Below are 21,569 nucleotides of genomic sequence, written 5' to 3'. Positions count from 1 at the left end.
GGCCACAACAACCGACGCGACAACACGCCGGAAACGGGATGCCAGCTGGCCCACTTCAGCTAGCGAGACTGGCCACTTTCACTTAGCGCCATCAAAGTATCCGATGTCCTCGTGCGGAGCCTTCGAGATTTCGTCGCCGAGGTTACGTCGGTGGAACCGCCGGCCGGTGCACAGGGAGCGTTCCTGGGTGTTGAACCCGATCCACCCCAATTTCCGGGCCTTCAGGAAGATAGCTGGTTGAAAGTCCTTGCCGAGGTACGCCATGCCGGTCGCCTCGGTCCACCACTGCGCAACCTCGGGGGCGGCCGCAGCTTCGCTCCAGTGCGGGCCGGTGCCGTGCTCGCGCCAATATGCTGCCACCGCTTCGGCCAGTAGCTTGCTGAGAGCTGTCACGTCCTTGGTCGTGGAGATGGCCTTCTTCGCACGCTGTTGCCTGGCGAACCATTCGTGCGTTTTGGCCAGCTTCTTCGCGGACTTGGTGGGCGCCGACCCCTCAATAGGATCCGCTGTCAGAACAGCAGCAGGCGTGGGCGTCTGCCCAACTTTCAGCAGCCACAGCACCTTGGCAGCGCAATCACTGTCCTCGGCCGGCGGGATCAAAGGTTCTCGTTTCGCGAACCCGTACCGTGCCGGAAACATCGCGCGCGTCAGCAATATGGCTGCCCGCTGATCGCTGGCCAACTCAGTCGCAGCGAGCCAGCGCTCAGCCTCTTGATCGGTCGGCTCCACACCGTTCTTGACCTTCACCACGGTGGACACTGTTCACCCTCCCGAACGCCTGAATCACCGAATACCTTCGCCGCGTCGAGGATGGCACCCGAGTTCGGGCCCATCGCTGATTCCTGCAGGTGTGTCGAGTTTTCCGACCTCGGTTGTGTGCGAATGACACCCGGGTAGCACCTTCTCGTCGTGGACATGTTTTTCCGTGAGCCGGTGTCCGATCGAGGTGATTCGATGCGTGCTCCATCGACGCCTCAGGCATGTCGGGGCCTCGGCGTAGCGTCGGAGGGCTCGGTAGTCGCCGGGCACGAACTACTGGACTGAGGAGAAACCCGTTGAGTTCGAGTCAGTATCGGAATCAGCTCAATAACAAGCGGAAGCAGCGCCTCGAGGCCGAGAAGAAGGCCGGGGAGTACCGGACGAAGGAGTCGAACTTCCGCTCCGATGCTGCGGCGCTGCGTCTCGCCGCGTCGAAGACGTCGAGTGCGTCGACGGCCAAGAGCAAGCTCAGCGAGGCCGCGCGGAAGGACAAAAGCGCCGAAGATGCTGGGAAGCAGGCTAATAGTTGGCAGCGTCGGGCCAGCACGTATGCCAAGGAAGAGCAGGCGCTGGCGCTCAACCTGAGCAAGGCCGAAGCATCTGAGACTGCCGCGGCCGAACGCAAACGTCAGTCTGATGCCGCTGCGGCCGAACGTAAACGTAAGTCCGAGGCTGACGCTGCCGAGCGTAAGCGCAAGCGCGACGAGCAGCAGGCTGCTCGCCAGCAGGCCGCGTTCGAATCTCGGATTGCCCAAACGGAGACAGCTGTCGAGCATGTGCTTCGGCAGCTGCCCGCGCCCAAGCCCGAGAAGCTTCGTGTGCTGCTGCTCGGCGCCGCATCCAAGGGGGATTTGCGAGTGGGGCGTGAGCAGCAGCGGATCCGCTCCGCTGTCGAATCCGCGCTCGGTCGCGATCAGATCGAGTTCGACGTGCGCACTGCGGCGACAACGGCTGATCTGCTCGACGGAATCACCAAGTTCCGCCCTCATGTGGTCCATTTCTCTGGTCATAGCAACGAGGACTTCATCGAGTTCGAGGCTGACGAGGACGCGCGTCATATCGGTATAGCTGTGACTGCTCGTGCGTTCGCCCGGGCGGTGAAGGCCACCGACACGCCGCCGCTGCTGGTGCTGTTGAACTCGTGCAAGTCCGCTGCCCAGATCGAGGATCTGGTGGCCGAGGTTGCGCCGTTCGCGATCGGCATGGCCGACGAGATCAGTGACGGTGACGCGATCAACTATGCGGCCCAGTTCTATGCCGCGATCGCCAACGGCCAGTCAATCAACTCGGCCCATCTGTCCGGGCAAGCCGCCCTCGAGCTCACGGGATTGGAGGGCGCGGACTTGCCGACCCTTGCTTGGGCTGAGGATGTCGACCCGACCACGACGCTCTTGGTCAAGGCGATGGGCTAGCGCTCGGCTGGTCTTTACCGCGGTAAAGAGACCGAAGCAGAGCGGCGGCGCACGCCCAGCCATGCAGATCTGGCTGTGGTATTTCAATCGGTGATCAGCTTGACCAGGGTGCCGACGACTTGACGCATGGTCACCTCGGTCACGACACCGATGCGTTCGGTGAGCCAAGGTGTGTACAGCGGATGGATGCGGTAGACGACGGCGGACAGGCCAGGCAGCGGGTCATCGTCCGACAGCTCCACCGCGAGGCCGGGCATGCGCGGTGCCTGCTCGATCGGGATCGCCAGCACGGTCGGCAGGATCGAGTTGATACTGGTCCGCTGGACCACGAGCACGCGGTCACCGCTGAGGGATGAGGGTTTCTCGCGGCCAGCGATATTCGGCAGGTAGCGCCACAGTTCGCCGTGGGCGGGAGGGGCTGCGGTCACCAGGCGGCACCGCTGCCGCGGATAACGTCGTCCATCGCCGCGCGCTCGGCCTCGACCTGAGCGAAGTATTCGGCGGTGGCACGTCCCTGGCTGTGCTCGTAGCCGGCGGCGATACGGGCCGAGTTGCGCATCACCTTGTCCAGCAGCGCCGACTCAGCGAATGCGGACAAGGTGACCCCGTCAGCGTCGGCTGCCAGCTTGGCCTGCTCCAGCACAGCAGAATCCACACTCAGCGACGTATTACGCTTCATATTATGAATCATAACAAGGTCGATGAGGCGTTTCAGACCGCTTACCGATCTGCCCCGGTCGCTGAGTAGCTATTTGCCGCGTTCCAAGGCCAGGAAGCCGGGACTCTTGCGTACGTGAGTGAGGCTGGGGCGCAGCACCAGGCCTGAGTCGGTGACATCCACGTTCGCCTCCTTGTACACCGTTGTCACCTCGGCGAGCCGCTTCTTGAAATCGCGTTTGAACTGGTAGTTGCCCTGCTTGGTGTCGGCGAGCTCGGATCCGAACTGGCCTTTGAGCGAGGCCCACGGCACGGTGGTCTGCTTCTTCAGCCGCGACATGCGGTAGGTCAGCCAGGTGTAGATATCGAGCCGCATCGGTGATTCGCGCAGCAGCATCAGCGCCTGCATGTCTACGGGCACCGGGCGTTCGACGACTTGCTCGAAGAATTCCGGCGACAACCGCACCATGGACTCCATCAGCGACGGCTGGTCATCTTCGGAGCCCGGTTTCCACCACAGGTCATATCCCGACGCCACAGACATCTGGGCGCCCAGCTGCCGGTTCTCGTCGCCGATGTACTCCACAGAGACGGTGGATCGGAAAAGGCGTTCCATCTGCTGCTTGGCGCGTGTGCCGTTGCCATTCTTGCCGCCGGTGGGTAGCTCATGATCCTTGATCAACCCGACTTTGCGCATGAACTCGGTCAGGCTCGCACCGAGCACCAGGTCCCGGCTTTTCGTGCGGACCGCTTCGGTGCTCATCCACGTCAGGACCAGCCGCGGGATGCTGCCAAACGGGTATCCGAGCGAGACTGCCTCGCCGTCCGGGCCGAAAATGACCCCGGGCCGCACGATGAGCTGGGTGTTGCCATTGACCCGTCGCCACGCCGCCGGATTGTTCTTAGGTTCCTTATACGGCAGGGAAGTTTGGGTGAACAGCCTGGCCAGATAACCGATTTCGGGCTCGGCATCCCACAGCTCGACCGCGGCGTTGAAGAAGTCCAGGTCGCTGCGTTTCTGCCGGGGCATGAGGGCCAGCCTGCCAGAGCACTGCGCCGTTGTGGCGGCACCACTCGCATACCTTGCCGACCGGGCGGCCCACAGCACCAGGAAACGCGCCCTGGCTCGCATACCTTGCCGACCCGAGACGGTTATCCACGCATACCTTGCCGACCGGCCCCGAAGCGGAGTTGTCCTCGCATACCTTGCCGACCAGTCCCCAATCTGGGGATCCGCCGCCGCTGCCAGCAAGTTATCCACGCATACGTTGCCGACCGGATCGGCCGTGTTTTCCCAGGATCGCTCGCATACCTTGCCGACCCACTCGCATACCTTGCCGACCACGCCCCTGTATCTGCGCAGGTGACACGCACAAAATCACGTCCCCCTTTAGTTCTTTCCTGTTAAGAACTACCTCTAGTAGGCTGGCCGTGGCTGTGAATGGATCCCAGCCCACATCACAGGAATTCTCGCCTTGACCAGGGCAACTTCCGGTCACGCAGCAGTTCAGCCCACATCCAGCTCGCGCTTTCCCGTGCCTTTCCCGTCCCGGCGTGTCTCGGGTTTCCGCGCCGCCGACACGGATCTTGCGTCACGGCGATCTAGGCGCTGCGGCGCGTGGTTCCGTACGGTTTCGCCTCATGACGGGAGCACACGCAGACCGCGCCGAAGGGTTCGCCGCGAAGGCCGACGAAGCAATGTGGGCGGCGCTCGATGTGATGGACAGCTTTACCGAGCAGGACGAGTGGTCAGATGCCCTCACGCGCAGGCATCGGCGAGCCGTACTGCTCGCCTGGGCGAAAGTTCACGCAATCCAGGGGCAGGCGCAGATCCATGCCATGCTTGCGCTCCTCGACAGCATGGCCGCGCGCGTCTAACTTGCCCCAGTCTCAGTCGCCTTCTTCACGTTCACGAAGTCGGCGGTCGGCCCGCTCGAAGAGAGCACGCACTCGCCGCTCGGCCTCGGCGATTTCCTCAGCAGTCGGCTCGGCATGGTCACCGCCGCGGCGTCGGGCCGCTTCCTCGGCTTGGTACTGAATCTCGTGTTCGGCTTCGGATTCCAAGGATCGGGCTGCTTCCTCGGCGCGCTCCCGGGCGGCCTCCACGGGGTGTTCGCGCTCCCAGATCACTGCGTCCCGGGCCGCGTCGGCCAGCAACCGAGACCGGCACGCCTTGGAGACCCATTCCGAGAAGTTCTCCCCGGCTTCCTGCTGTATCCGCGCGAACAAGACGTCGTCCATCTCGATGATTGCGGTTGCCATCAGCCCACAGTAGAAGCATCCTCGCGGCGGGATACAGGTATGAAGACCACAGCGAGGACGACCAAACCCGCGCCGGCTGCCAGGCCACGCGCGAACGCCCACTGACGAGCCACGAATCCCTGAGCCCATCCCATTCATCTTCCCGATGGCGCCGCTGGCGCTGTCGTGGCGCTCGGGGGTGGGGTGCCGGATCCGACTGCGGCGGTGATGGTGATCTCTGGTGCGGGGGCGCCGGGCGCTGGGGGAGTCTCGATCCTGTCCACCACCGGCGTCACTGCGTCGTAGACAGCTGTTGCAAGCGCCCTCTCCGGTGCGACCCCGCCAGTGTGCGCGTTGTAGTCGAGGATCTGGAGGTAATCGACCATCTGCGGGCCGGTCAACTCGACAGTCACCATGCCGTTCGGCTCTTCTGCCAGATCCTTCGGCTTGTCGATCTTCCGCCCACTGCCGTAGCTCTTGTCGTGATTGGTGCGAGTCCACAGATCACTGGTCATGTGCAGCTTGAACACCGGCACTGTCGCCGCCTTACGCTCGCGCTCGGGTTGTTCCTTCGGCGAGTCTGTTCCGCACGAGGCGGTCAATGTCAAGGCCCCGACCGCCAGCATGACAGTGAGCATCCGGCGAATCGCCTTGCTATTGCCGACCATTTCTGAACCCCCTTGCACCCTTGGCCGACGCCGGCCTCGATCCATTCAGGGTAAGCAACAGTGCAGGGCAACCGAGGCGAAACCGGTTGCCTCAAAGGCGAACTGGTGCAACTCGCCTGGCCGATTCAGTGCGAGCGGCGGCGGTCTTTACCGCGGTAAAGAGGATCCGGGAGGGTGTCGTCGAGACCACTTCTTCGGCGCGTCGGTGTTGTTCGCCGCGCTGGGAGTTCGCGAGGGCCGTATGCTGCGAGCCAGTTCCGAAGTAGCCGGAAGGCGAAGCACACGGGAGAGTTTGAATGGCGTTTGTATATGTGCTGCTCAATCAGAAGGGTGGCGTGGGGAAGTCCACCCTCGCGGTGAATCTGGCGGCCGTGACCGCGGATGTCATCAGCGACGCGAATGATCCAGAGGCGTCAGCAACCGTCGCGGCGGTGTCGATCGACCCGCAGGGGTCAGCGGTGTGGTGGGCCTCGCGGCTCGACAACTTGCCGTTCCACATGGTCCAGGCCCACGACGACATCGAAGGGCTGCGCAAGCTGCGCGAGTTGCCCGGCATCGAGCATGTGTTCGTTGACACCCCTGGCTGGTTGGACACCACCGGCGCGGACAGCAGCAGCGACCCTCTCGGTGAAGGACCGGCCGCGGACGCGCTTCGAGCAGTGCTCGAAGCCGCAGATCATGTGATCGTGCCGATCGAGCCGGAGCCGTTGTCGTTCGATCCAACAGCCCGCACCATTCAGAAGATCGTTCAGCCTCGTGGCCTGAAATACACGGTGGTGCTGAACAACTGGGACCCGCGCGATGGCGAAGCTGATCGTGATCAGACCATCGAATTCATCCGCCGCAACGGCTGGAACCGTGCCAAAACGGTGGTTCGCCACTACAAGCTGCACACCCGCGCCGCGGCCGACGGTCGGCTGGTCACCGAATATCCACCCAACGGGACAGCGTTGCGGGCGCGGGAAGATTTCTTCAAGCTGGCGCTCGAACTGAGGGTGGCTGTCTGATGGCCCGCGGAACCACCCGGCGCAGCCTCGCCGAGCTGACCGAGTCGATCGGCGACAAATCTCCCGTCGACGGGAAAACTGCGGCACTACAGCCCAGGACACCGACAACGGCGCCGCTATCCCACCTGGTCGCCAACCCGCGCAACCCACGCCGCGACATCGGTGACCTGTCAGATCTGGCGTCGATCAAGGATCGGCAGCTGCAGTCGGCGCTTGTCGTGTCGCGCGAGGCGTACTTGAAGCTGTGGCCAGAAGACCTGGACGCGATCGAGGACGCGTTGTGGGTAGTCATCAACGGGTGTCGGCGCCTGGAAGCCGCGCGTAAGTACGGGCGCGTCGAGCTGGATATCGTCGTCAAGAACGAGGTTGCCAGCGACCGCGTTTCACTACTCACCGCAGCGATCGACGAGAATATCGGCCGCCGCGACTTCGATGTCATCGAGGAAGCCGAAGCCGTCGAGCGGCTTGTCGCTGAATGCGGCGGCCGCGCCAGCGAGGCTGCCAAACGGCTCAACCGCACCGAGGGATGGGTGTCGCAGCGGCGTTCGCTACTGAAACTCGCTCCCGAACTGCAGGAGGCGCTGCGCGCCGGTGAACTTGCGGTACGTGTTGCACGGGGCCTGGCCCAGGTCCCCTGGGAGGAACAGGTCGCCCGGTGGCATGCCGAGCAGGAAAACGCCGGGAAGAAACAAGAGGGGGTTGAAGCCCCGAAGCCAGGGCCCAAACTTCGGCCGGCGAGCGCGCCGCGCATCGTCAAGGCGCTGAGCCGGTTTGAGCCAGAACCGGCGATCCTGGCCGAGGCGCTACGCGACTACCTTGACGCGGGGCAACTCACCCAGCTCGTATCGGCACTCCAGGCAACTCGCTGAACCGCTCGGCTGCCGCGAACTGGCGTTCTTTACCGCGGTAAAGAACGCTGCTGTCTGGCGGTGGTTGGCGGTTCACGCTGAGGCAGCGCGGCGCGGGACCGCTACATAGCTCGAATCGTCGCGCACAATCCCTCCGGACGAAGGGAGCTCGCGTGAGTCGTGGTAAGTGGTCCGATGACGTTCGTACGGCGGCACTGACGCTGATGGCGCAGCTGCATCGCCAGCGGCCGGATGCGAGCCGCCGCCTGGTTTGCCTGGAGGTCATGCGCCGGATGGACCCGGCGCCGTCATTGCACACACTGCTGTATTGGGCACGGGCCTACGCGGTCTTCCCGCGCCGCCCACAGTTGCAGTTGCAGTCGGTGTGCTACGTCGAGCCGGTCGCCTCCGAAGCCCTTGACGTGGAACCTCTGGACATCGACGAAGGCGAGGAGCTTGAGGAGATGGAGCCGCCCACACTGGCGAATGACGACGACCTCGCGGGTGCGCTGCAGGAGAAAGCGTTCGACCTGCGCGTCGAGTTGCGGAATCTTGTAGCTGCGGTCGAGGGGGACGATGACCTCGAAGTGCTGCAAGCGGCCGATGAACACCTGCTCGCCGTGGAGAGCCTCCTCCGATCTTTGGGCGAGCAAGGGCGTGGTAAGCCGCCTGTCCGTCGGGCTATCGCTGGATAACTCTGTCGAACAGGGGTCCGACTTTCGGACATCGCAGCCAGGGCATCCATCACATGTGCATACCGGAGTAGCATTTGGGTATGGCGAGGAAGCGGCAGACCCGCAAAGTGACTGTGACCGTGCCCGAAGAGGTCGCGGCCACTCTCGACAACTGGCGCGACGGCGGCACGATCGAGTCGGTGAGCGCGTTCGTCGCAGAGTCGATCCAGGCAGCTGTCGATCGGCAGAAGTCCCTGGCCACCATCGAATCTGTGTACGGCGGCCGACCGCCGCTGGAGATGATCAACCGCGGCCGTGAGCTGTTGGGCCTGCCGCCACTGTCGTCTGACGAACACCCTGCTGCCGGCGCCGCATGAGCGCAACGGCCCTGTCCGGGGTCGTGCTCGACCTGGCCGCTGTGCGCGGCTGGTGCCGCCGCGACCCGTATCCCCACGCCATCACCTGGGCGACCGTCGAGTCGGGCAACACCATCGTCGTACCCGCCGCCGTGCTGACCGCCGCTTACGCGCTGATTCCGTCCGACCAGCACGACATCCTCGCCGCCCTGGTGGGCATGCCACACACGCTGGTGGCCGCCTGCGACGAGGCCTCCGCCGGTGACATCGGCACCTTGCTGGCGGGGAAGTCGAACGCCGACGCATTGTTGTCGGCGGCGCACGCTGTGCGCGAATGCCTCTCGCGTCGCTGGCATGTGCTCACCGACCGCTCCGACGTGCTGCTCGACATCGACTCGGGCACGCTGACCGACACCATCCCATAGAACGAACCAGCGGCATGATGCGAGGCGAGGACATCCGGGCAGCCCGGAATGCGAGGGGATGGTCGATCCCGATCCTCGTCGCGGCCTTGATCGAGGCCGCCGACCGCGACGGCGTCCACCTGATGACCCCGGCCTCGCTGAAGACGTCGGTGTCGCGGTGGGAGAACGGCCACGTCGTACCCGACGACCTGTACTCCAGGCTGCTGGCGACGGTGCTGCATCTGCCGTACGCCGGCGACCCGCTCGCTCGAGGACGTGAGTATCAGCGCGACGTCGCCGCCGCGATCACCGTGCTCGACGGGTTGGCCGACAGCGACAGCGGCAACGATCCGGCCCTGGTCACCGCGGGAGCGATCACCAGCATGGGCGCCTCCCAGGTCGTGACCGGGTACCTGTTCGCGCAATCGCCCACCTTGACGGTGGAGCCGGACGGTCCGGTACACGGGGTCGCGATCGCCACCCGGATCCGAGACACGGTCTCGACGATGATGTCGATGGACTTCGCCCGCGGCGGTGGGCACGTGCGGCGCACACTGCTGCAGTTCTTCCGCACCCAGGTCGTGCCCGAGCTGCACGCCGTGCATCCGCAGCGGGTACGCCGCGAGATCTTCTCCGCTGCCGCCGAAGTCGTTCAGCTGCTGGGCTGGAGCGCCTACGACGCCGGACGCCACCCCGCCGCGATCAGATACTTCATCCAGGGCCTTCGCCTCGCCGAGGAAGCCGGGGACATGCGGATGGGCGCCCGGCTGCTGGCCAACCTGTCTCATCAAAGCAATTTCGTCCACCGCTTCGACGACGCGGTCATGTACGCGCGGGCGGCGCAGTCGGCTCTGCGGGGACACGGCACGCCCAGCGTCGAGGCCATGTGCGTGATGATGGAGGCGCGCGGGCTGGCCAGCCTGGCCGATCGCAAGGGCACCGCGGCCGCGATCCACCGCGCCGAGCAGCTGTTCGAACGCCGCCACGGCGACGAACCGACCTGGATCGGCTACTACGACCCAGCCGAACTCGCCGGCGACGCCAGCCACTGCTGGCGCGATCTGCAACTCGTACCCCAGACCCGCACCTTCGTCAGCGACGCCCTCACCGACGCCACCCCACCCCGGACCCGGGCGTTCATCCAGATGGTCTCGGCCGAAGCGTCGCTGGCCGCTGGTGACTGGGAGGACGCCGGGGCACTGGCCGCGGCCGCCGTCGTCAATGGCGGTGACCTGCGGTCAGCGCGCTATCTGAGCTACCTGCACGACTTCTACAACCGGCTGCCCGCCAGCTGCTCACGCCATCCCGCGCTCGTCGAGTTCGTCGACCTCATGCACACCCACCACCCCGCGATCGTGGCAGTGACGCGCTGAGGGGCGGGCCCGGCCAGTGAGGGAGCGGCTCAGCGGATGCCGAAGCGGCGCGCGCGCAGCTCGGCCAGCACGCGGCGCACCGCTGCCGGGTCGGCGTCGGTGAGCGCGGCCAGGTCCGCCATCGAGTAGTTGCCGCGCTGGGCGATGATGCCGCCGACCGCGTGCAGCACGACCAGATCGTGGGCCTGGGTGGTGATCGAGGCGAGTTCGGAGATCACCTCATCCAGCCACGGCACTTCACCGCGTTCGGCGCGTTCGTGCTCGGCGCTCGACAGCACCGCGTCGAACGCTTCGGCGATATCGGCGTACACCGCACCGCGAGCGTCATCACGCCCCACACATCCAGCCTTGTCCGCCGATCCGCATCGCGCAAACGGTGCGGCCTGCGCGTCGCCCAGTTGGTGTGCCTGGCTGTTGATGTCGGCGGGCGGGTGGTGGGGTGGGCAGCGCGGTGGGGTGGTGTCAGTGGGGTGTGGGTTGGGTGGTGGTTGGTGGGCCCGGGAGCAGGGTGATGTCGATGGCTTGGTTGGCGAGTAGAGCTCCGGTGACCAGGCAGGTGAGCACGGCGGCGAGGGTGATGATCATCGGCGGGGTGGAGTAGCGGTCGTAGCGGTCGCCGCGGGCTTTGGAGGTGAAGTATTCGGAGGTGGGTTGCCAGTCGCCGATGAAGTGGGTGTCGGCGTCGGCGTAGGCACGGCGGGCGATGGCGTCGAGGACAGCGCCGATGGAGCCTGCGATGAGGAGCACGATGAAGGCGGTGACGAGGATGGTTACGAGGGTGGGGTCGGCGGGGTGGGTGGTGATCATCGAATCCCCCTGTCGGTGAGATGGTTTCGGGGTGCAGATACGGGTGATTGTGTCCGCAGGGTCTGACATGCGTGTCACTGCGCGCGGAAGTGGGGGTGTGGCGGCGTGGTACGTGGAGTCGTAGTGGTTGTCCGGCGCCGGCGCGGCGTTCCCGGTTGCTCTCCGTCCCTACGACGACTACGACAGGCTCTTCCCCAACCGAGACGTCTCCCGTCGCTGAGGACGAATGCCACGTGTCCGGTGTTGTGTCCTTAAGTGGCCGCGGATCCAGCACTGGTGGGTCCGCGGCTGACGGTTGGTGTCCCTGATCATCCAGACGGTCAGAGACCACGCCAGGGTTCGGTCAGTCGGCCGGTGCGCAGTGTGCGGATCCGCTTGTCGTATTCGCCGCGGACGCGCGCGGAGTGATCGACGTTCTGTGACAACCAGCTGACCATCTTCACCTGCTGAATGGCTTGCAGGACCGGCCATCCGGACCAGGTGGTGATGTCGTAGCCGTAGCTACCCGCGAACGCGGCGTAGGCCTGTTCGGAGAGCATTCCCATCGACGCTTCGGCCGCAGTCTTGGCCAGATCCCATTCCGCCGGCCCGAACGCGAATGCCTCGAGATCGATCAGCACCGCCTGGCCGTCGTCGGTGATCATGACGTTCTTCACGTGGGCATCGCCGTGCAGCGCGGTCACCGGCAGCTGGAAGGTCAGCGCCTCCAGTTCCTGCTCCAGCTCGCGTACTCGGTGCCGCAAGAAATCGGCATCTGTGGCTGGGATCGGCGCGGTGGCCAGCCGCGCCGGAACGTGCCCGAATGCCTGCACGGCGGGGAGCGTCAGCCCGGCCGGCCGGTCGAGTTGGTGCAGCTGGTGCAGCAGATCGCCGAGGATGCCGGTTTCGTCGAGGTCGGCTGCTCGCCCCGGGATCAACCGCCAGAACGTGACGGGATGTCCGTCGATCTCGATGGGCTGGCTTCGCTCACCGGTGCTGTAGGTCTGCGCGGCGGGGAATCGCTGGACAGCAAGCCAGTTCGCGACCGCGACCTCCTTGGCAGCGTCGTCCCAATGCTGCATGTTGCGGGCGATGCGGACAACGACCGGCGCTGAGGCCAGCTGGTAGAGCATGTTCTCTCCCAGCCGCAGCATGACCGCATCGGCGGGATCCAGCCCGGCTGCCCGGCACGCTGAGATCAGCACTTTGTCGACCATGTCGGGCAGGAACGCGGATGCCGATGAGCGAGCCACGACGTCCAGGCTAGGCGACAGGCCGGATGACGCCGAATGTCGGATCACTGCGGCCGGTGCGCTCCTGGGAGGGGCTAGATGTGGCATCCCCTGAGGTGGTCATGCCCGTCGAATGCTCGGTGGTCTCATCTGAGAGGCCAGGTCAGATGTGCCACGCCCAGTAACGGCAGTGGTTGCCTGCGCCGATGTGACGGACGTGACGATGGCAGGAAGTCTGAAAGGTCCGGATGACGAGTCCGAGGGAATGTTCTGGCATCCCGAGACACCATTTCGAAAAGCGCGGGGGCGGTTGTTCCTTATACGCTCGCAGAAGCCGGATCTACGACTGTCCAGCCCGATCGTGACCAAACCTGAAATTACTGACAGTTCCGAGCATTACGAGTCAGTGGCGGCATCCCGATTCATAAAGGAGGATGTCGCGGCATACCAGCCGATGACTCTTCATGGTGAACTGGAGGACGGTACAGCCGTGACCGCCCTCTACGCCCAAGGCGGATCCGATCCCGCTTTCGAATTTGTAGAGCAGCGTTATGGGTGCCGATTCGTCATCCTCGGGGCTCATCTGCCTGGGCCGAAGCAGCTCTACGACAATATGCGGTTCCAGATGCGCGGAATCCCCTATGCTGCCCAAACGGATTTAGCGGATACGGTCCCGGAGAACTCGTGCCTGGTTGTCGACATCGACGAAGACACTGCATGGCTCCGGTATCAGCCTCAGCGACCTGGCGTCCTGCAAGAGGTCGTCAATGCGGGGGTTTCAGGGTGTCTTTCGTTGGCGGCATTGGCAACTCGTGTCCAGCCATCGGTTGTGCGGGCTCAGGTCCGTCCGGAAGGCAGCGATGTCTGGGTGGACGTTGTCAGTGCCCGGCTGCGTGAGACGCTTTCCTGGAAAGCGTCTCAACTTTTGCCGTGGTCCGAAGTGACTGTCGCCAGGCTTGCGCGCTGGATCCCGATCTCAGAAAGCTTTGACGGACTGGAGTGGGGAGTGATCTCTCCTCCCAACGGCGCTGTCCAGGTTCAGCTTCTTACAGCGGCCTCGATCGTGGAGGGCCTGCACCGTCGGACGAACGATCGCAACCAGCTCTCTCTATCAGGGAAAGCACGCGAACGAGTGATCGCTGCAGCCAAGGATGCTGGCAGGGCCGCGCTTCAGAAGGAAGGTGTCGAGGACCCCGAGGCAGGACGTCGGATACTGGGGGAGGCCCTTGGCCACTTCCACGAGCTGACCTTTGCGCAACGCGCGCGCGAGTTTGTAGCCCTCGCCGAGGAGGTGCTGCCAGAGCTGTTCGTCTCGCTGCCCGGCTACGCCGATCACCTCGTGCGGGCTCGCAACCAGCTCGCCCATCATCTACCACTCAAGGCGGCAGAGCAGCGCGAAACCCGCATCCTTCGATGGGCGGCGATCTCCCTTTCTGTTCCCTGGCTGCTCCGCATCGTCCTCCTCGACAAGGCCGGATTCCCCCGAGATCTGATCAGGAATAGCTTCTTGAGCAATGAAGACTTCCAATCCCACCTTGTAAACACAGCTCAGATCGCCCGAGATGCTGACTGGACACCTCTCTAGCCCGGCCGGATCAACCCGCCGGAATGATCTATTGAAGCCTCCTCGATTGCCGACCCCGGCAGAGTAGGTGCAACGACAGCAGGCCCGAAGCGTTGCTCCGGGCCTGCTGGTTCGTGGTTGCTTCTAGAGGCGGCTGAGGAAGGTCTTCACCTGGGCTTGGATCGGCTCGTCATTGAGGTTGTTGCCGATGACGGTGTGGGGCCAGGCCGGAGCGAACTGGGCGTCGACGCCGGCGAGGTATTGATCCCAGTGGCCCAGCTTCCAGGTGTCCTTGGCGGCCGCGCGGCGCTCGAGGTGAGTCCGCATCACCTCGGTGCTGCTGGCAACCCAGATCACCGACATGTCGGCTCCCTGTTCGGCCAGCGAGGCGGCTTGGCGCTCGAACCAGGCGCGGTTGGCGAACTGCTCGAGAAACGGTGCGATGGCGATGACACTCACCCCGTAGGCGATGTTCTCGCTCACCGCGGCCGCCAAACACTGGTACTCGGCAGGCTCGATGACCTCGCGGTAGAGCGCGGATTCCCGATCGGCGATCGTGCTACCGAGCTGGACGAGTGCCGCGTCCACCACGCTGCGGGTGAGTACTTCCTTGTCGAGGATCGCCCACCTGGTCTCTCGCGCCAGAACCCGGCCGACCTCCGTTTTCCCGCTCCCGGCATAGCCGCCGACGTACACGACCCGCGACTGCGCCGTTCGCGGCCGGTCACCAGCTGCCGCGGCTCGGTCGGCGACCACACGCCCCGACCGGGGGCGGGTGTGGATGAGCCCCTCGTGCCCGAGCTGATCCATCGCCAGGTTGACCGTCCCGATGCTGACTCCCCATCGCTCGGCGAGGGCGCGGGAAGACGGCAGCTTCTCACCCGGCCGAAGCCGGCCCGACTCGATCTCGGTCCTGAGCTCACGCGCGATCTGCCACCGCCGGCCCTCGCTACTGGTCGATTCAGTCATCCCGGCTGAGCCCTCTCTGATCTGCGCTTGTGAGCAACCAAACGCTATCAGTCCGAACCGATCAGCGGGCGACAGCGCAGATCGAGGCGCTTGTACCAACAATCTGGGGAATGTTCAAGAGTTACATCTGAATAGATCAGTTGATACGATCTGAACATTATGTGACCCGGATCTCCCCCTTTGGAGGGGTGCTCGATGAACTTTCAGACTCGGCCCGAAATTTCCTGGAAACCGGGCGAATCATCGCCCGAACCAGTGCATGCGCGGACAGGCGTCAGCGGCTCGAACATCGTCGACTCGAATGCTCTGCGCTCTCAACTGATCAATTCAGATCGCTGGGCAGTGGGTGAGATCGCGTTGTTCTGCCACCGATTCGCCGCCGCCAGCGCAGGGGCTGTTAACCCCTGCCAACTCCCGACACGCCGCCGCGCAGGAAGACGGTGAGGACATGGCTCCGAAACGTTCCTCCGCACCGAGATCTTCACGCCGCGCGACCAAGGCGTCGTCGTGGTGCACGACCGCATTCGTGCTGGTCGGTGTCCCGGTCGGGTTGGGGATCTGCACTCGTCCGATGTGGCCAGCGGGCTGGGCTGATCAGGTCGTGGAAGCCGCCACCCCGGTCGCGGCCGGGGCGGCGGTGGCCACGACGTCGGTCGCGCTGCTGGCGCTGAGCGTCTCGTCCGGTCGCGGCATGCGGCGGCGCCGGTGGGCACGCGCGGTCGAACAGGCCGGTCTCACCCGGAGCCGCCTCGGTGAGCAGTTGGTGCCGAAGTTGGTGTCGAGCAGCCGCGAGGGCGGTGAGCTCGTGTGGCGGGTGCGGATGCTGACCGGCCAGACCCCGCAGGACTGGGACCGCCGCGCGCAGCGCCTGGCCGCAGAGCTCGGTGCCGGCAAGGCTCGGGTCGCCTGGAGCCCGGATCGGATCGAAGAGATCGAGCTGCGGCTGACCCGGAAGCAGGCCGCGTAATGGCGCGGCTCATGTCGGTCAGCCTGACCGAACCCCAAGTGATCGCCCGGCAGAAGACCGTGACACGGCGGATGGGCTGGCGCATGGCGCGCGTCGGTGACCAGCTCACCCTGTGCCGGAAGGTGATGGGCCGCAAGGCCGGTGAGCCGCTGGTGCGCATCGCTCAAGTCGAGATCACCGCGATCAGCCGCGAACCGCTGGCCGCGATCAGCCAGGCCGATCTCGTGGCCGAGGGCTTCCCGGAGATGACGCCGGCCGAGTTCGTCGCCTTCTTCTGCTCCACCCACCGAGGCTGCCGCCCCGACAGCCTCGTTACCCGAATCCAATGGCGGTACCTCACCGCCGCTGACACCACCGAGGAAGTGGCTTGAGATGGACATCGAACCGGAGTTCATCGCTCCCGTCGCCCTGCTGGGGACCGGGATCGGATTCATGACGATCGCGACCGTGTACAAGACGGCCGAAAACCTGGGTGTGCCAGGGTCGGTCGGTGTCACGCCGCTGCTGGCCGGGGCGGGTGCGCTCGGCGCGCGCGCCGTGTGGTCGCGGTGGTCGGCCAAGACCCAGGTGACCCGCGCCGAGCGGGTTGCTGCCCGGGACTGGGCGGACTGGGTCACCGATTTCCCCGAAGACGTCCAGGAGACGGTGCAGATCCTGTCCACCCCCTGGGATGCGGTGAAGAAGTGGGCCGCACTCGGTTTGGGTCGGTTGCCCGATCCGGCGAACGGCGATCCGGGGGAGTGGCCGCAGCTGGTGCCGTCGCAGAGCTCCTACCCGCCCGACCGCGGCATCATCTCCGTGCCGGTGGGGTTGCGGCTGCGGCTGCGCATGAGCGACGGCCAGGAGCGCCGCCACTACGAGGAGAAGCTCAAGCGCATCGCGGTCGCCCTCGACGCCGACGCCGCTCGCGTGGTCGGCTCACGGGGGCGTGTGATCTGCCTGGACGTGCGCTACTTCGATCCGATCAAGGAGCTGGTGCCCGTTCCGGTCCCCGCCGAGCCGGTCGACCTGAAGAAGCTCAACCCCGGCATGCGCGAGGACGGCGAGCACTGGCTCGTGCCGCTGTTCGAACGCAACATCCTCGGCGTCGGCCTGCCCGGATCCGGCAAGTCCGGGTTCGTGGCGTCGCTGCTGATGGCGACCGCTCCCGCCGCCCGTGACGGCCTGCTCGTGAACTTGATGATCGACATGAAGTTCGGTGTCGAGGCCGCGCGGATGAAGGGGCTGCTGCATCGCACCGCGACCGATGCGGGCTCGAGCGGGCAGATGCTGGAGTGGCTGCGCTGGACGGTGATCGAGGAACGCGGCCGCGAGATGGAGGCCCTGGGCCTGTCCAAGCACGTCATCACCACCGGCGCCCCGATGTATCACCTGATCATCGACGAGATCGCCGAGCTGCTCGACGACCCGAAGACCCGCACCGACTTCCTGCGGGTGCTGGTGTCGATCGCGCGGCTGGGTCGCGCCCTGGGCGTCTCCATCTCCGGGTACACGCAGCTGGCGAACAAGAAGATCCTCGACATGCTGCGGGATCTGTTCCAGATCCGGATCGGCATGCGCCTGAGCTCGCCGGAGCAGATGGTCATGGTCTACGGCGATCACCACGCCGCCGAGCGTGGCGCCGACAACACCAACATCCCCGACAAGGGCAGCGCCGGCATCGCCTACGTCTTCGACGACTCCAGCTCCCAGATCGTGCGTGTGCGCGCCTACTTCGTCTCCGACGAGAACCTGGCCTGGGCCGCGCAGACCTACCCGCCGTACCCGCACCCGCATGTGCAGGAAGCCGCCGCCCAGGCCGCCGCGGTCGGTGGGCAGCGCGCCGCAGGGGGCAAGCCGGTGGTGTCGATCGACTCCGCGCGTCGTCGCCGCGGTGACGGCGAGATTCCCAACGTCACGGGGTTGCTGCTGGCCGAGATCGACGCCGAGGCCGAGGAATTGAGCAAGAAGATCGGTGACGCCCTGGCCGAGGACCAGCAGCGCGACAAGCGCGAGAGCGCCGACGAGCCGCTCGACGGCATCGACTTCGACGAGCTCGGCGACGACGACCGCAGCGACGACACCGACGACGCCGACGCTGCCGACGGGTTCGCCTGAAATCCACACAATTGGACCGTTAACAGTCTAGACTGTTAAATATCGGTTCCGCCTTGAACTCCCACCCCCAACGGGTGGGCGACCAGAGAAAAAAACCAGTTCAGGAAGGCAAATCATGACCCTCACCTTCGATCTCGCCCGCAGCCTGCTCGCGCCGCCGACCGCCGCCGAGCAGGCCCTGATCGACACCCTGACCGCCATCTCGTCGACCACCCACCAGTACGCGATCAAACTGCCCAACGGCCGCTGGTGGCGCAAGGTCTCCACCCGCCTCGCCTCCCCGAACCACACCACCCCGACCGTCTTCCACGACCGCGCCCGCGCCGCCGACGAGATGTTCGACATGACCGCCCAGGCCATCGACGACTACGGCCCCCAGGACTACCAGCCGCAGCTGATGGTTCGCGAGGTCGTCATCCGCGGCAACGAGATCAGCACCGGGCCGTGGTACCCGGCCGAAACGGTGCGGTGAACGCCATGACGATCCTGCACCCGTTCCGCCGTCACCGTGACGACGAGCTCGCGCGTCTGCGGGCCGCGCTGGCGGATCGCGACCGGAAACTCGCCGAGCTGGAGCGGCAGCTGGAAGACGCGCTGGATCGGGAGTCGATGCACGTCAACGCTCCCGACATGGAGCGTCTGACCTCAGCTGCGGAGATCGAGCGTTATGGCGCCCCACGCGCCTGCCACCGCGCCGGCCCGGCCGCTCGGCCACAGCTGAAGGCGTTGGCAGGCAACGTCACCGAGCTGACGATTACCGCCCCGCACATCGAACGCGGCGTGTGGGCGGGGTTCTCGCGATGAACGATCGGCTGGGTTCCCACGACATGTGGGCTGGGCTCGTCGTCACCGGACCGATCCGCGGCCAGGACATGACGATCACGAACTGGTCGTGCGAGGACACCGGCCGGGGGCTGAGCGTCGACGAGGCCAAGGCCATCACCCGCCAGCACCTGGAATGCCCCGGTAACGCCCCCCGGATCTGCCGGATCAAAGCCGCCGCCATGGCACTGCTCATCGACGAAGGCGTGCTCGTCCCGGCACGCAACTACTCCACCTTCTGAACAAAGGGACGCCCCAGCCAGCGTGAACCTGGCTGGGACGTCCCTCAGATCATCTCATCACAGACAGGACGTCCCGATGCGAATCACCACCTCCACCGAGGTCGCACTCGCCGAGAAGATCGCCGCCAGCGCCCACCAGCTGCTGACGCTGCTGGCCGAGCTCGACGACCTCGAAACCCTGATCCAGAAGGCGACCCGCGTCGACTGCGCCGGTAGCGCCCTCTACCTCGAGGTGCTCGACACCAGCGACCTGCCCATCACCCCGCAGACCCTGATCGACGCCGTGCGCGAGCGCCTGCCCGAGCAGCTGCGCGCCCTCGTCGGCACCGGCCGCGTCCCCCGCTGACCCACGCGGCGATCACCACATCTCACGACCCGAAAGGCCCACACAGTCATGACCATCACCGATCTCGATGCCGCCGCCCCCAGCACCGACTGGCGCGATAAGGCGGCCTGCGCCGGCCATCCCGACCCCGACCTGTGGTTCCCGATCTCCTCGGACGACCCCGCCACCGAAGCCAAAAGGATCTGCCGGGGCTGCCCTGTCCGCGAGATCTGCGGCATGATCGCGGTCCGCACCAACGAGCAGTACGCCGTCGCCGGCGGATACCGCACCTCCAACGCCGACGAGCGCGCCGAGCTGGAGGAAGAGCTGGGATTCGGGCCCCGCCGAGCGCCCAAGGTCCGCTGCACCGAGTGCGGCACGGTGTTCGCCACCCGCACCAAGTTCACCACCTGCGAGGACTGCAGGGGCTTTACCCCGGTCGAAGATCTTCACCGCCACATCAACACCCTGCTGGACGCCGGACGCAGCGCGCGCAGCCTTGCCGCCAGCGCCGGTGTCGGAGTCTCCACGATCTGCAAGCTCGCCAAAAAAGAGGACGGCTGGCAGAACGTGCACAAGACGATCGCCCGCCGCATTCTCGCCATCACCCTCGACGACGCGGACGCCGTGGCATGAACACCAACACCAACATCGACGGCGCCGCGCCGCAAGACCAGATCGTGGCCCGCCCCGAGTCCACCACGCTGCCCGAGCTCGCGGCCGCCGACGCCGGCGCGCTGTTCACCGCCGCCTTGCGCCTGGCCGCCGCGGTCGAGGCGGGCTCGATCAGCAGGGCACTGGAGGCCGCACACCGCGCCCACAGCGCCGCCGCCAACCTCGCCTGCGCGCTCGACGACATCGCAAACGCCGGTGACGACGAGGATCTCGCGTTCGACTTGCTCGCGTTCCAGCGCCGCATCGCCGGTCAGCTCGACACCGCCGTCGCGGCCTTCGACACCAGCACGGAGGTCCTGCCGTGACCAGCGCCTACTCCCCCCGCATCGAGCAGCTGCTCGCCCGCGGCCGTGCCGAACTCGGCCGCGGCGGTCACCGATCGACCCCGAAGCTCGGCGAGATCAGCATCGCTGTCGTCGACCACGGTGACCGCTACATCCTCACCGACTCCCATCCCGATGGGATGCGCGTGCACATCCGCAAACCGGCGACGGCCGAGGCCGTCAACGACGCCATCCGCGAGGCGATCGCCCACAACAGCGACTGGTTCGCCGACGTACTGACCACGAACCTTCCCATCGACGATGAGACCGAGACCGATCATGACCACCTCTGACACCACCGCCACCGCGGTCCTGGACCGATCCGACTCCCTCTATTCCTCATCCGTCGACGCGTCGGTGCCGGAGGTCTACATCTCGGCGATCTCCGTGGCCGAGATGTTCGTCGACGCCAGCTATCAGCGCGAGCTCGACAAGCCCCGGGCCCGCGCGATGGCCAAGACATGGGATCGCCGCCTCGTCGGCGTTCTCGACGTCGCTGATCGCGGCGCTGGATCCCTGGCCCGCTACGCGGTGATCAACGGCCAGCACCGCGCCGCAGCCGCCCGCCTGATCGACCCGGACATGGCCCTGGTCGCCAACGTCCACACCGGTCTGACCGTGGCAGACGAGGCTCGGCTGTTCCACGAAATCGACGCCAAGACGCGGCGATTGACCACGTGGGACCGGTGGCGCTCGCGCCGCGCGGCCGCGGACCCGACCGTCGCCGCCATCGAGGACATCGTCGGCGAGGTCGGGCTGACCGTCGCCGAGGCCGCCACGGACGGCGTCGTCCGCTGCACCAGCACCCTCGAGCGGATATACCGCACCGGCGGGAAGCTGCTGCTGGGCAACACCTTGCGGCTGATCATCGATGTCTGGGGCCGCCGCCTCGACGCCGTCGACGCCCCGCTGGTCGCCGGCGTGGCCCTCATCCTGCGCAGCTACGAGCAGCAGCTCGACCACGACCGCTTCGGCGAGGTCCTCGTCGACCTCGCGCCCCGCCAGGTCAAGGCCCGCGCGATGGCGCTGAAGGAGACCGAGAAAGGCCAGAACGGTGCGCTCGTCGCCCTGGTGATGATCGGCGCCTACAACTCCTCGCGCGGCCCGAAGCTCAACCGCGACGAACTGCGCCGCTGACCTCCACCCCATGTCGTCCAGGGAATCCGCA

30 protein-coding genes are annotated in these 21,569 nt (G+C 65.8%); 20 read left to right on the top strand and 10 right to left on the bottom strand.

Annotated elements, in window-relative coordinates; all coding sequences use genetic code 11:
• Positions 1-78: 78 nt before the first annotated feature.
• Positions 79-750, bottom strand: a complete 672-nt coding sequence (locus AB0L97_RS34895; protein ID WP_364438296.1) for a hypothetical protein — start codon at positions 748-750, stop codon at positions 79-81.
• Positions 751-1,055: 305 nt separating this feature from the next.
• On the opposite strand from AB0L97_RS34895, the gene AB0L97_RS34890 reads away from it, so the two are divergent.
• Complete coding sequence (locus tag AB0L97_RS34890; RefSeq protein ID WP_195133497.1) at positions 1,056-2,171, top strand: hypothetical protein; 1,116 nt, start codon at positions 1,056-1,058, stop codon at positions 2,169-2,171.
• An 83-nt stretch (positions 2,172-2,254) separates the two neighbouring features.
• Here AB0L97_RS34890 and AB0L97_RS34885 read toward each other — a convergent pair whose 3' ends face one another.
• The 3 genes from AB0L97_RS34885 to AB0L97_RS34875 form a co-directional block, all read right to left on the bottom strand.
• Positions 2,255-2,599, bottom strand: coding sequence for a hypothetical protein (locus AB0L97_RS34885; protein WP_364438292.1), 345 nt, complete (start codon positions 2,597-2,599; stop codon positions 2,255-2,257).
• Positions 2,596-2,850: a hypothetical protein gene (locus AB0L97_RS34880; RefSeq protein WP_364438289.1), complete on the bottom strand. Its 255-nt coding sequence runs from the start codon at positions 2,848-2,850 to the stop codon at positions 2,596-2,598. Before AB0L97_RS34880 ends, AB0L97_RS34885 begins: the two co-directional genes overlap by 4 nt.
• Before the next feature lie 69 nt (positions 2,851-2,919).
• Entirely contained in the window at positions 2,920-3,858 is a 939-nt protein-coding gene (locus AB0L97_RS34875) for a replication protein RepA (protein WP_195133496.1), read from the bottom strand.
• A gap of 611 nt (positions 3,859-4,469) precedes the next feature.
• Between AB0L97_RS34875 and AB0L97_RS34870 the strand changes: the two genes are divergently transcribed.
• The gene (locus AB0L97_RS34870; protein WP_364438285.1) at positions 4,470-4,706 is read left to right on the top strand and encodes a hypothetical protein; all 237 of its coding nucleotides are present in this window, start codon (positions 4,470-4,472) and stop codon (positions 4,704-4,706) included.
• A 12-nt stretch (positions 4,707-4,718) separates the two neighbouring features.
• On the opposite strand, the gene AB0L97_RS34865 is transcribed toward AB0L97_RS34870, so the two are convergent.
• Together AB0L97_RS34865 and AB0L97_RS34860 are read right to left on the bottom strand one after the other, a co-directional pair.
• Positions 4,719-5,090 (bottom strand): hypothetical protein, encoded by a 372-nt coding sequence (locus AB0L97_RS34865; protein ID WP_364438282.1) that lies wholly within the window; start codon positions 5,088-5,090, stop codon positions 4,719-4,721.
• 134 nt (positions 5,091-5,224) lie between these two features.
• Positions 5,225-5,737 (bottom strand): hypothetical protein, encoded by a 513-nt coding sequence (locus tag AB0L97_RS34860; protein WP_364438279.1) that lies wholly within the window; start codon positions 5,735-5,737, stop codon positions 5,225-5,227.
• A 296-nt stretch (positions 5,738-6,033) separates the two neighbouring features.
• Here AB0L97_RS34860 and AB0L97_RS34855 point away from each other — a divergent pair, with 296 nt between their 5' ends.
• From AB0L97_RS34855 to AB0L97_RS34830, 6 genes are all read left to right on the top strand, one after another.
• A complete protein-coding gene (locus AB0L97_RS34855; RefSeq protein ID WP_355081092.1) occupies positions 6,034-6,744 on the top strand; it encodes a ParA family protein in 711 nt (236 codons plus the stop codon).
• A complete protein-coding gene (locus AB0L97_RS34850) occupies positions 6,744-7,613 on the top strand; it encodes a ParB N-terminal domain-containing protein (protein WP_364438275.1) in 870 nt (289 codons plus the stop codon). The genes AB0L97_RS34855 and AB0L97_RS34850 overlap by 1 nt, the downstream gene beginning before the upstream one ends.
• A 152-nt stretch (positions 7,614-7,765) precedes the next feature.
• The gene (locus AB0L97_RS34845; protein ID WP_364438272.1) at positions 7,766-8,287 is read left to right on the top strand and encodes a hypothetical protein; all 522 of its coding nucleotides are present in this window, start codon (positions 7,766-7,768) and stop codon (positions 8,285-8,287) included.
• 80 nt (positions 8,288-8,367) lie between these two features.
• A complete protein-coding gene (locus AB0L97_RS34840; RefSeq protein ID WP_159850991.1) occupies positions 8,368-8,643 on the top strand; it encodes a hypothetical protein in 276 nt (91 codons plus the stop codon).
• The gene (locus AB0L97_RS34835; protein ID WP_195133485.1) at positions 8,640-9,047 is read left to right on the top strand and encodes a hypothetical protein; all 408 of its coding nucleotides are present in this window, start codon (positions 8,640-8,642) and stop codon (positions 9,045-9,047) included. Before AB0L97_RS34840 ends, AB0L97_RS34835 begins: the two co-directional genes overlap by 4 nt.
• A gap of 14 nt (positions 9,048-9,061) precedes the next feature.
• Positions 9,062-10,399 (top strand): helix-turn-helix transcriptional regulator, encoded by a 1,338-nt coding sequence (locus AB0L97_RS34830; RefSeq protein ID WP_364438268.1) that lies wholly within the window; start codon positions 9,062-9,064, stop codon positions 10,397-10,399.
• A 29-nt stretch (positions 10,400-10,428) separates the two neighbouring features.
• Here AB0L97_RS34830 and AB0L97_RS34825 read toward each other — a convergent pair whose 3' ends face one another.
• The 3 genes from AB0L97_RS34825 to AB0L97_RS34815 form a co-directional block, all read right to left on the bottom strand.
• A complete protein-coding gene (locus tag AB0L97_RS34825) occupies positions 10,429-10,737 on the bottom strand; it encodes a hypothetical protein (RefSeq protein ID WP_364438265.1) in 309 nt (102 codons plus the stop codon).
• A gap of 124 nt (positions 10,738-10,861) precedes the next feature.
• The gene (locus AB0L97_RS34820; RefSeq protein WP_364438262.1) at positions 10,862-11,206 is read right to left on the bottom strand and encodes a hypothetical protein; all 345 of its coding nucleotides are present in this window, start codon (positions 11,204-11,206) and stop codon (positions 10,862-10,864) included.
• Between the two features lie 320 nt (positions 11,207-11,526).
• Positions 11,527-12,438 (bottom strand): aminoglycoside phosphotransferase family protein, encoded by a 912-nt coding sequence (locus tag AB0L97_RS34815; RefSeq protein ID WP_364438259.1) that lies wholly within the window; start codon positions 12,436-12,438, stop codon positions 11,527-11,529.
• A 187-nt stretch (positions 12,439-12,625) separates the two neighbouring features.
• On the opposite strand from AB0L97_RS34815, the gene AB0L97_RS34810 reads away from it, so the two are divergent.
• Positions 12,626-14,002, top strand: a complete 1,377-nt coding sequence (locus AB0L97_RS34810) for a HEPN domain-containing protein (protein WP_364438256.1) — start codon at positions 12,626-12,628, stop codon at positions 14,000-14,002.
• 123 nt (positions 14,003-14,125) lie between these two features.
• Here the strand turns inward: AB0L97_RS34810 and AB0L97_RS34805 are convergent, their stop codons facing one another.
• The gene (locus AB0L97_RS34805; protein WP_364438253.1) at positions 14,126-14,950 is read right to left on the bottom strand and encodes a GntR family transcriptional regulator; all 825 of its coding nucleotides are present in this window, start codon (positions 14,948-14,950) and stop codon (positions 14,126-14,128) included.
• A gap of 448 nt (positions 14,951-15,398) precedes the next feature.
• Here AB0L97_RS34805 and AB0L97_RS34800 point away from each other — a divergent pair, with 448 nt between their 5' ends.
• The 11 genes from AB0L97_RS34800 (at position 15,399) to AB0L97_RS34750 (ending at position 21,538) form a co-directional block, all read left to right on the top strand.
• Positions 15,399-15,917, top strand: coding sequence for a hypothetical protein (locus AB0L97_RS34800; protein ID WP_364438250.1), 519 nt, complete (start codon positions 15,399-15,401; stop codon positions 15,915-15,917).
• An 11-nt stretch (positions 15,918-15,928) separates the two neighbouring features.
• Positions 15,929-16,288: a hypothetical protein gene (locus AB0L97_RS34795; protein WP_355080330.1), complete on the top strand. Its 360-nt coding sequence runs from the start codon at positions 15,929-15,931 to the stop codon at positions 16,286-16,288.
• Between the two features lies 1 nt (position 16,289).
• Positions 16,290-18,014: an FtsK/SpoIIIE domain-containing protein gene (locus tag AB0L97_RS34790; protein ID WP_364438246.1), complete on the top strand. Its 1,725-nt coding sequence runs from the start codon at positions 16,290-16,292 to the stop codon at positions 18,012-18,014.
• 115 nt (positions 18,015-18,129) lie between these two features.
• Complete coding sequence (locus AB0L97_RS34785) at positions 18,130-18,486, top strand: hypothetical protein (RefSeq protein WP_364438244.1); 357 nt, start codon at positions 18,130-18,132, stop codon at positions 18,484-18,486.
• Positions 18,487-18,491: 5 nt separating this feature from the next.
• On the top strand, positions 18,492-18,818 hold the full coding sequence (locus tag AB0L97_RS34780; protein ID WP_159850654.1) for a hypothetical protein: 327 nt from the start codon (positions 18,492-18,494) through the stop codon (positions 18,816-18,818).
• Positions 18,815-19,078: a hypothetical protein gene (locus tag AB0L97_RS34775; RefSeq protein ID WP_364438240.1), complete on the top strand. Its 264-nt coding sequence runs from the start codon at positions 18,815-18,817 to the stop codon at positions 19,076-19,078. Before AB0L97_RS34780 ends, AB0L97_RS34775 begins: the two co-directional genes overlap by 4 nt.
• 76 nt (positions 19,079-19,154) lie before the next feature.
• Positions 19,155-19,424, top strand: coding sequence for a hypothetical protein (locus tag AB0L97_RS34770; RefSeq protein WP_364438237.1), 270 nt, complete (start codon positions 19,155-19,157; stop codon positions 19,422-19,424).
• Between the two features lie 48 nt (positions 19,425-19,472).
• Positions 19,473-20,039: a WhiB family transcriptional regulator gene (locus tag AB0L97_RS34765; RefSeq protein ID WP_364438233.1), complete on the top strand. Its 567-nt coding sequence runs from the start codon at positions 19,473-19,475 to the stop codon at positions 20,037-20,039.
• Positions 20,036-20,383 (top strand): hypothetical protein, encoded by a 348-nt coding sequence (locus AB0L97_RS34760; RefSeq protein WP_364438230.1) that lies wholly within the window; start codon positions 20,036-20,038, stop codon positions 20,381-20,383. The genes AB0L97_RS34765 and AB0L97_RS34760 overlap by 4 nt, the downstream gene beginning before the upstream one ends.
• Positions 20,380-20,694, top strand: a complete 315-nt coding sequence (locus AB0L97_RS34755; protein ID WP_364438227.1) for a hypothetical protein — start codon at positions 20,380-20,382, stop codon at positions 20,692-20,694. Before AB0L97_RS34760 ends, AB0L97_RS34755 begins: the two co-directional genes overlap by 4 nt.
• Positions 20,681-21,538 carry a DUF6551 family protein gene (locus tag AB0L97_RS34750; RefSeq protein WP_364438224.1) on the top strand — a complete coding sequence of 286 codons (858 nt, stop codon included), beginning with the start codon at positions 20,681-20,683 and terminating at the stop codon, positions 21,536-21,538. The genes AB0L97_RS34755 and AB0L97_RS34750 overlap by 14 nt, the downstream gene beginning before the upstream one ends.
• Positions 21,539-21,569: the final 31 nt, after the last annotated feature.

The organism is Nocardia sp. NPDC051911 (assembly GCF_040681035.1).
Taxonomy (GTDB): domain Bacteria; phylum Actinomycetota; class Actinomycetes; order Mycobacteriales; family Mycobacteriaceae; genus Nocardia; species Nocardia sichangensis.
Note: the sequence above shows the minus strand (reverse complement) of the source record. Positions and strands in the feature narration are given on the sequence as shown.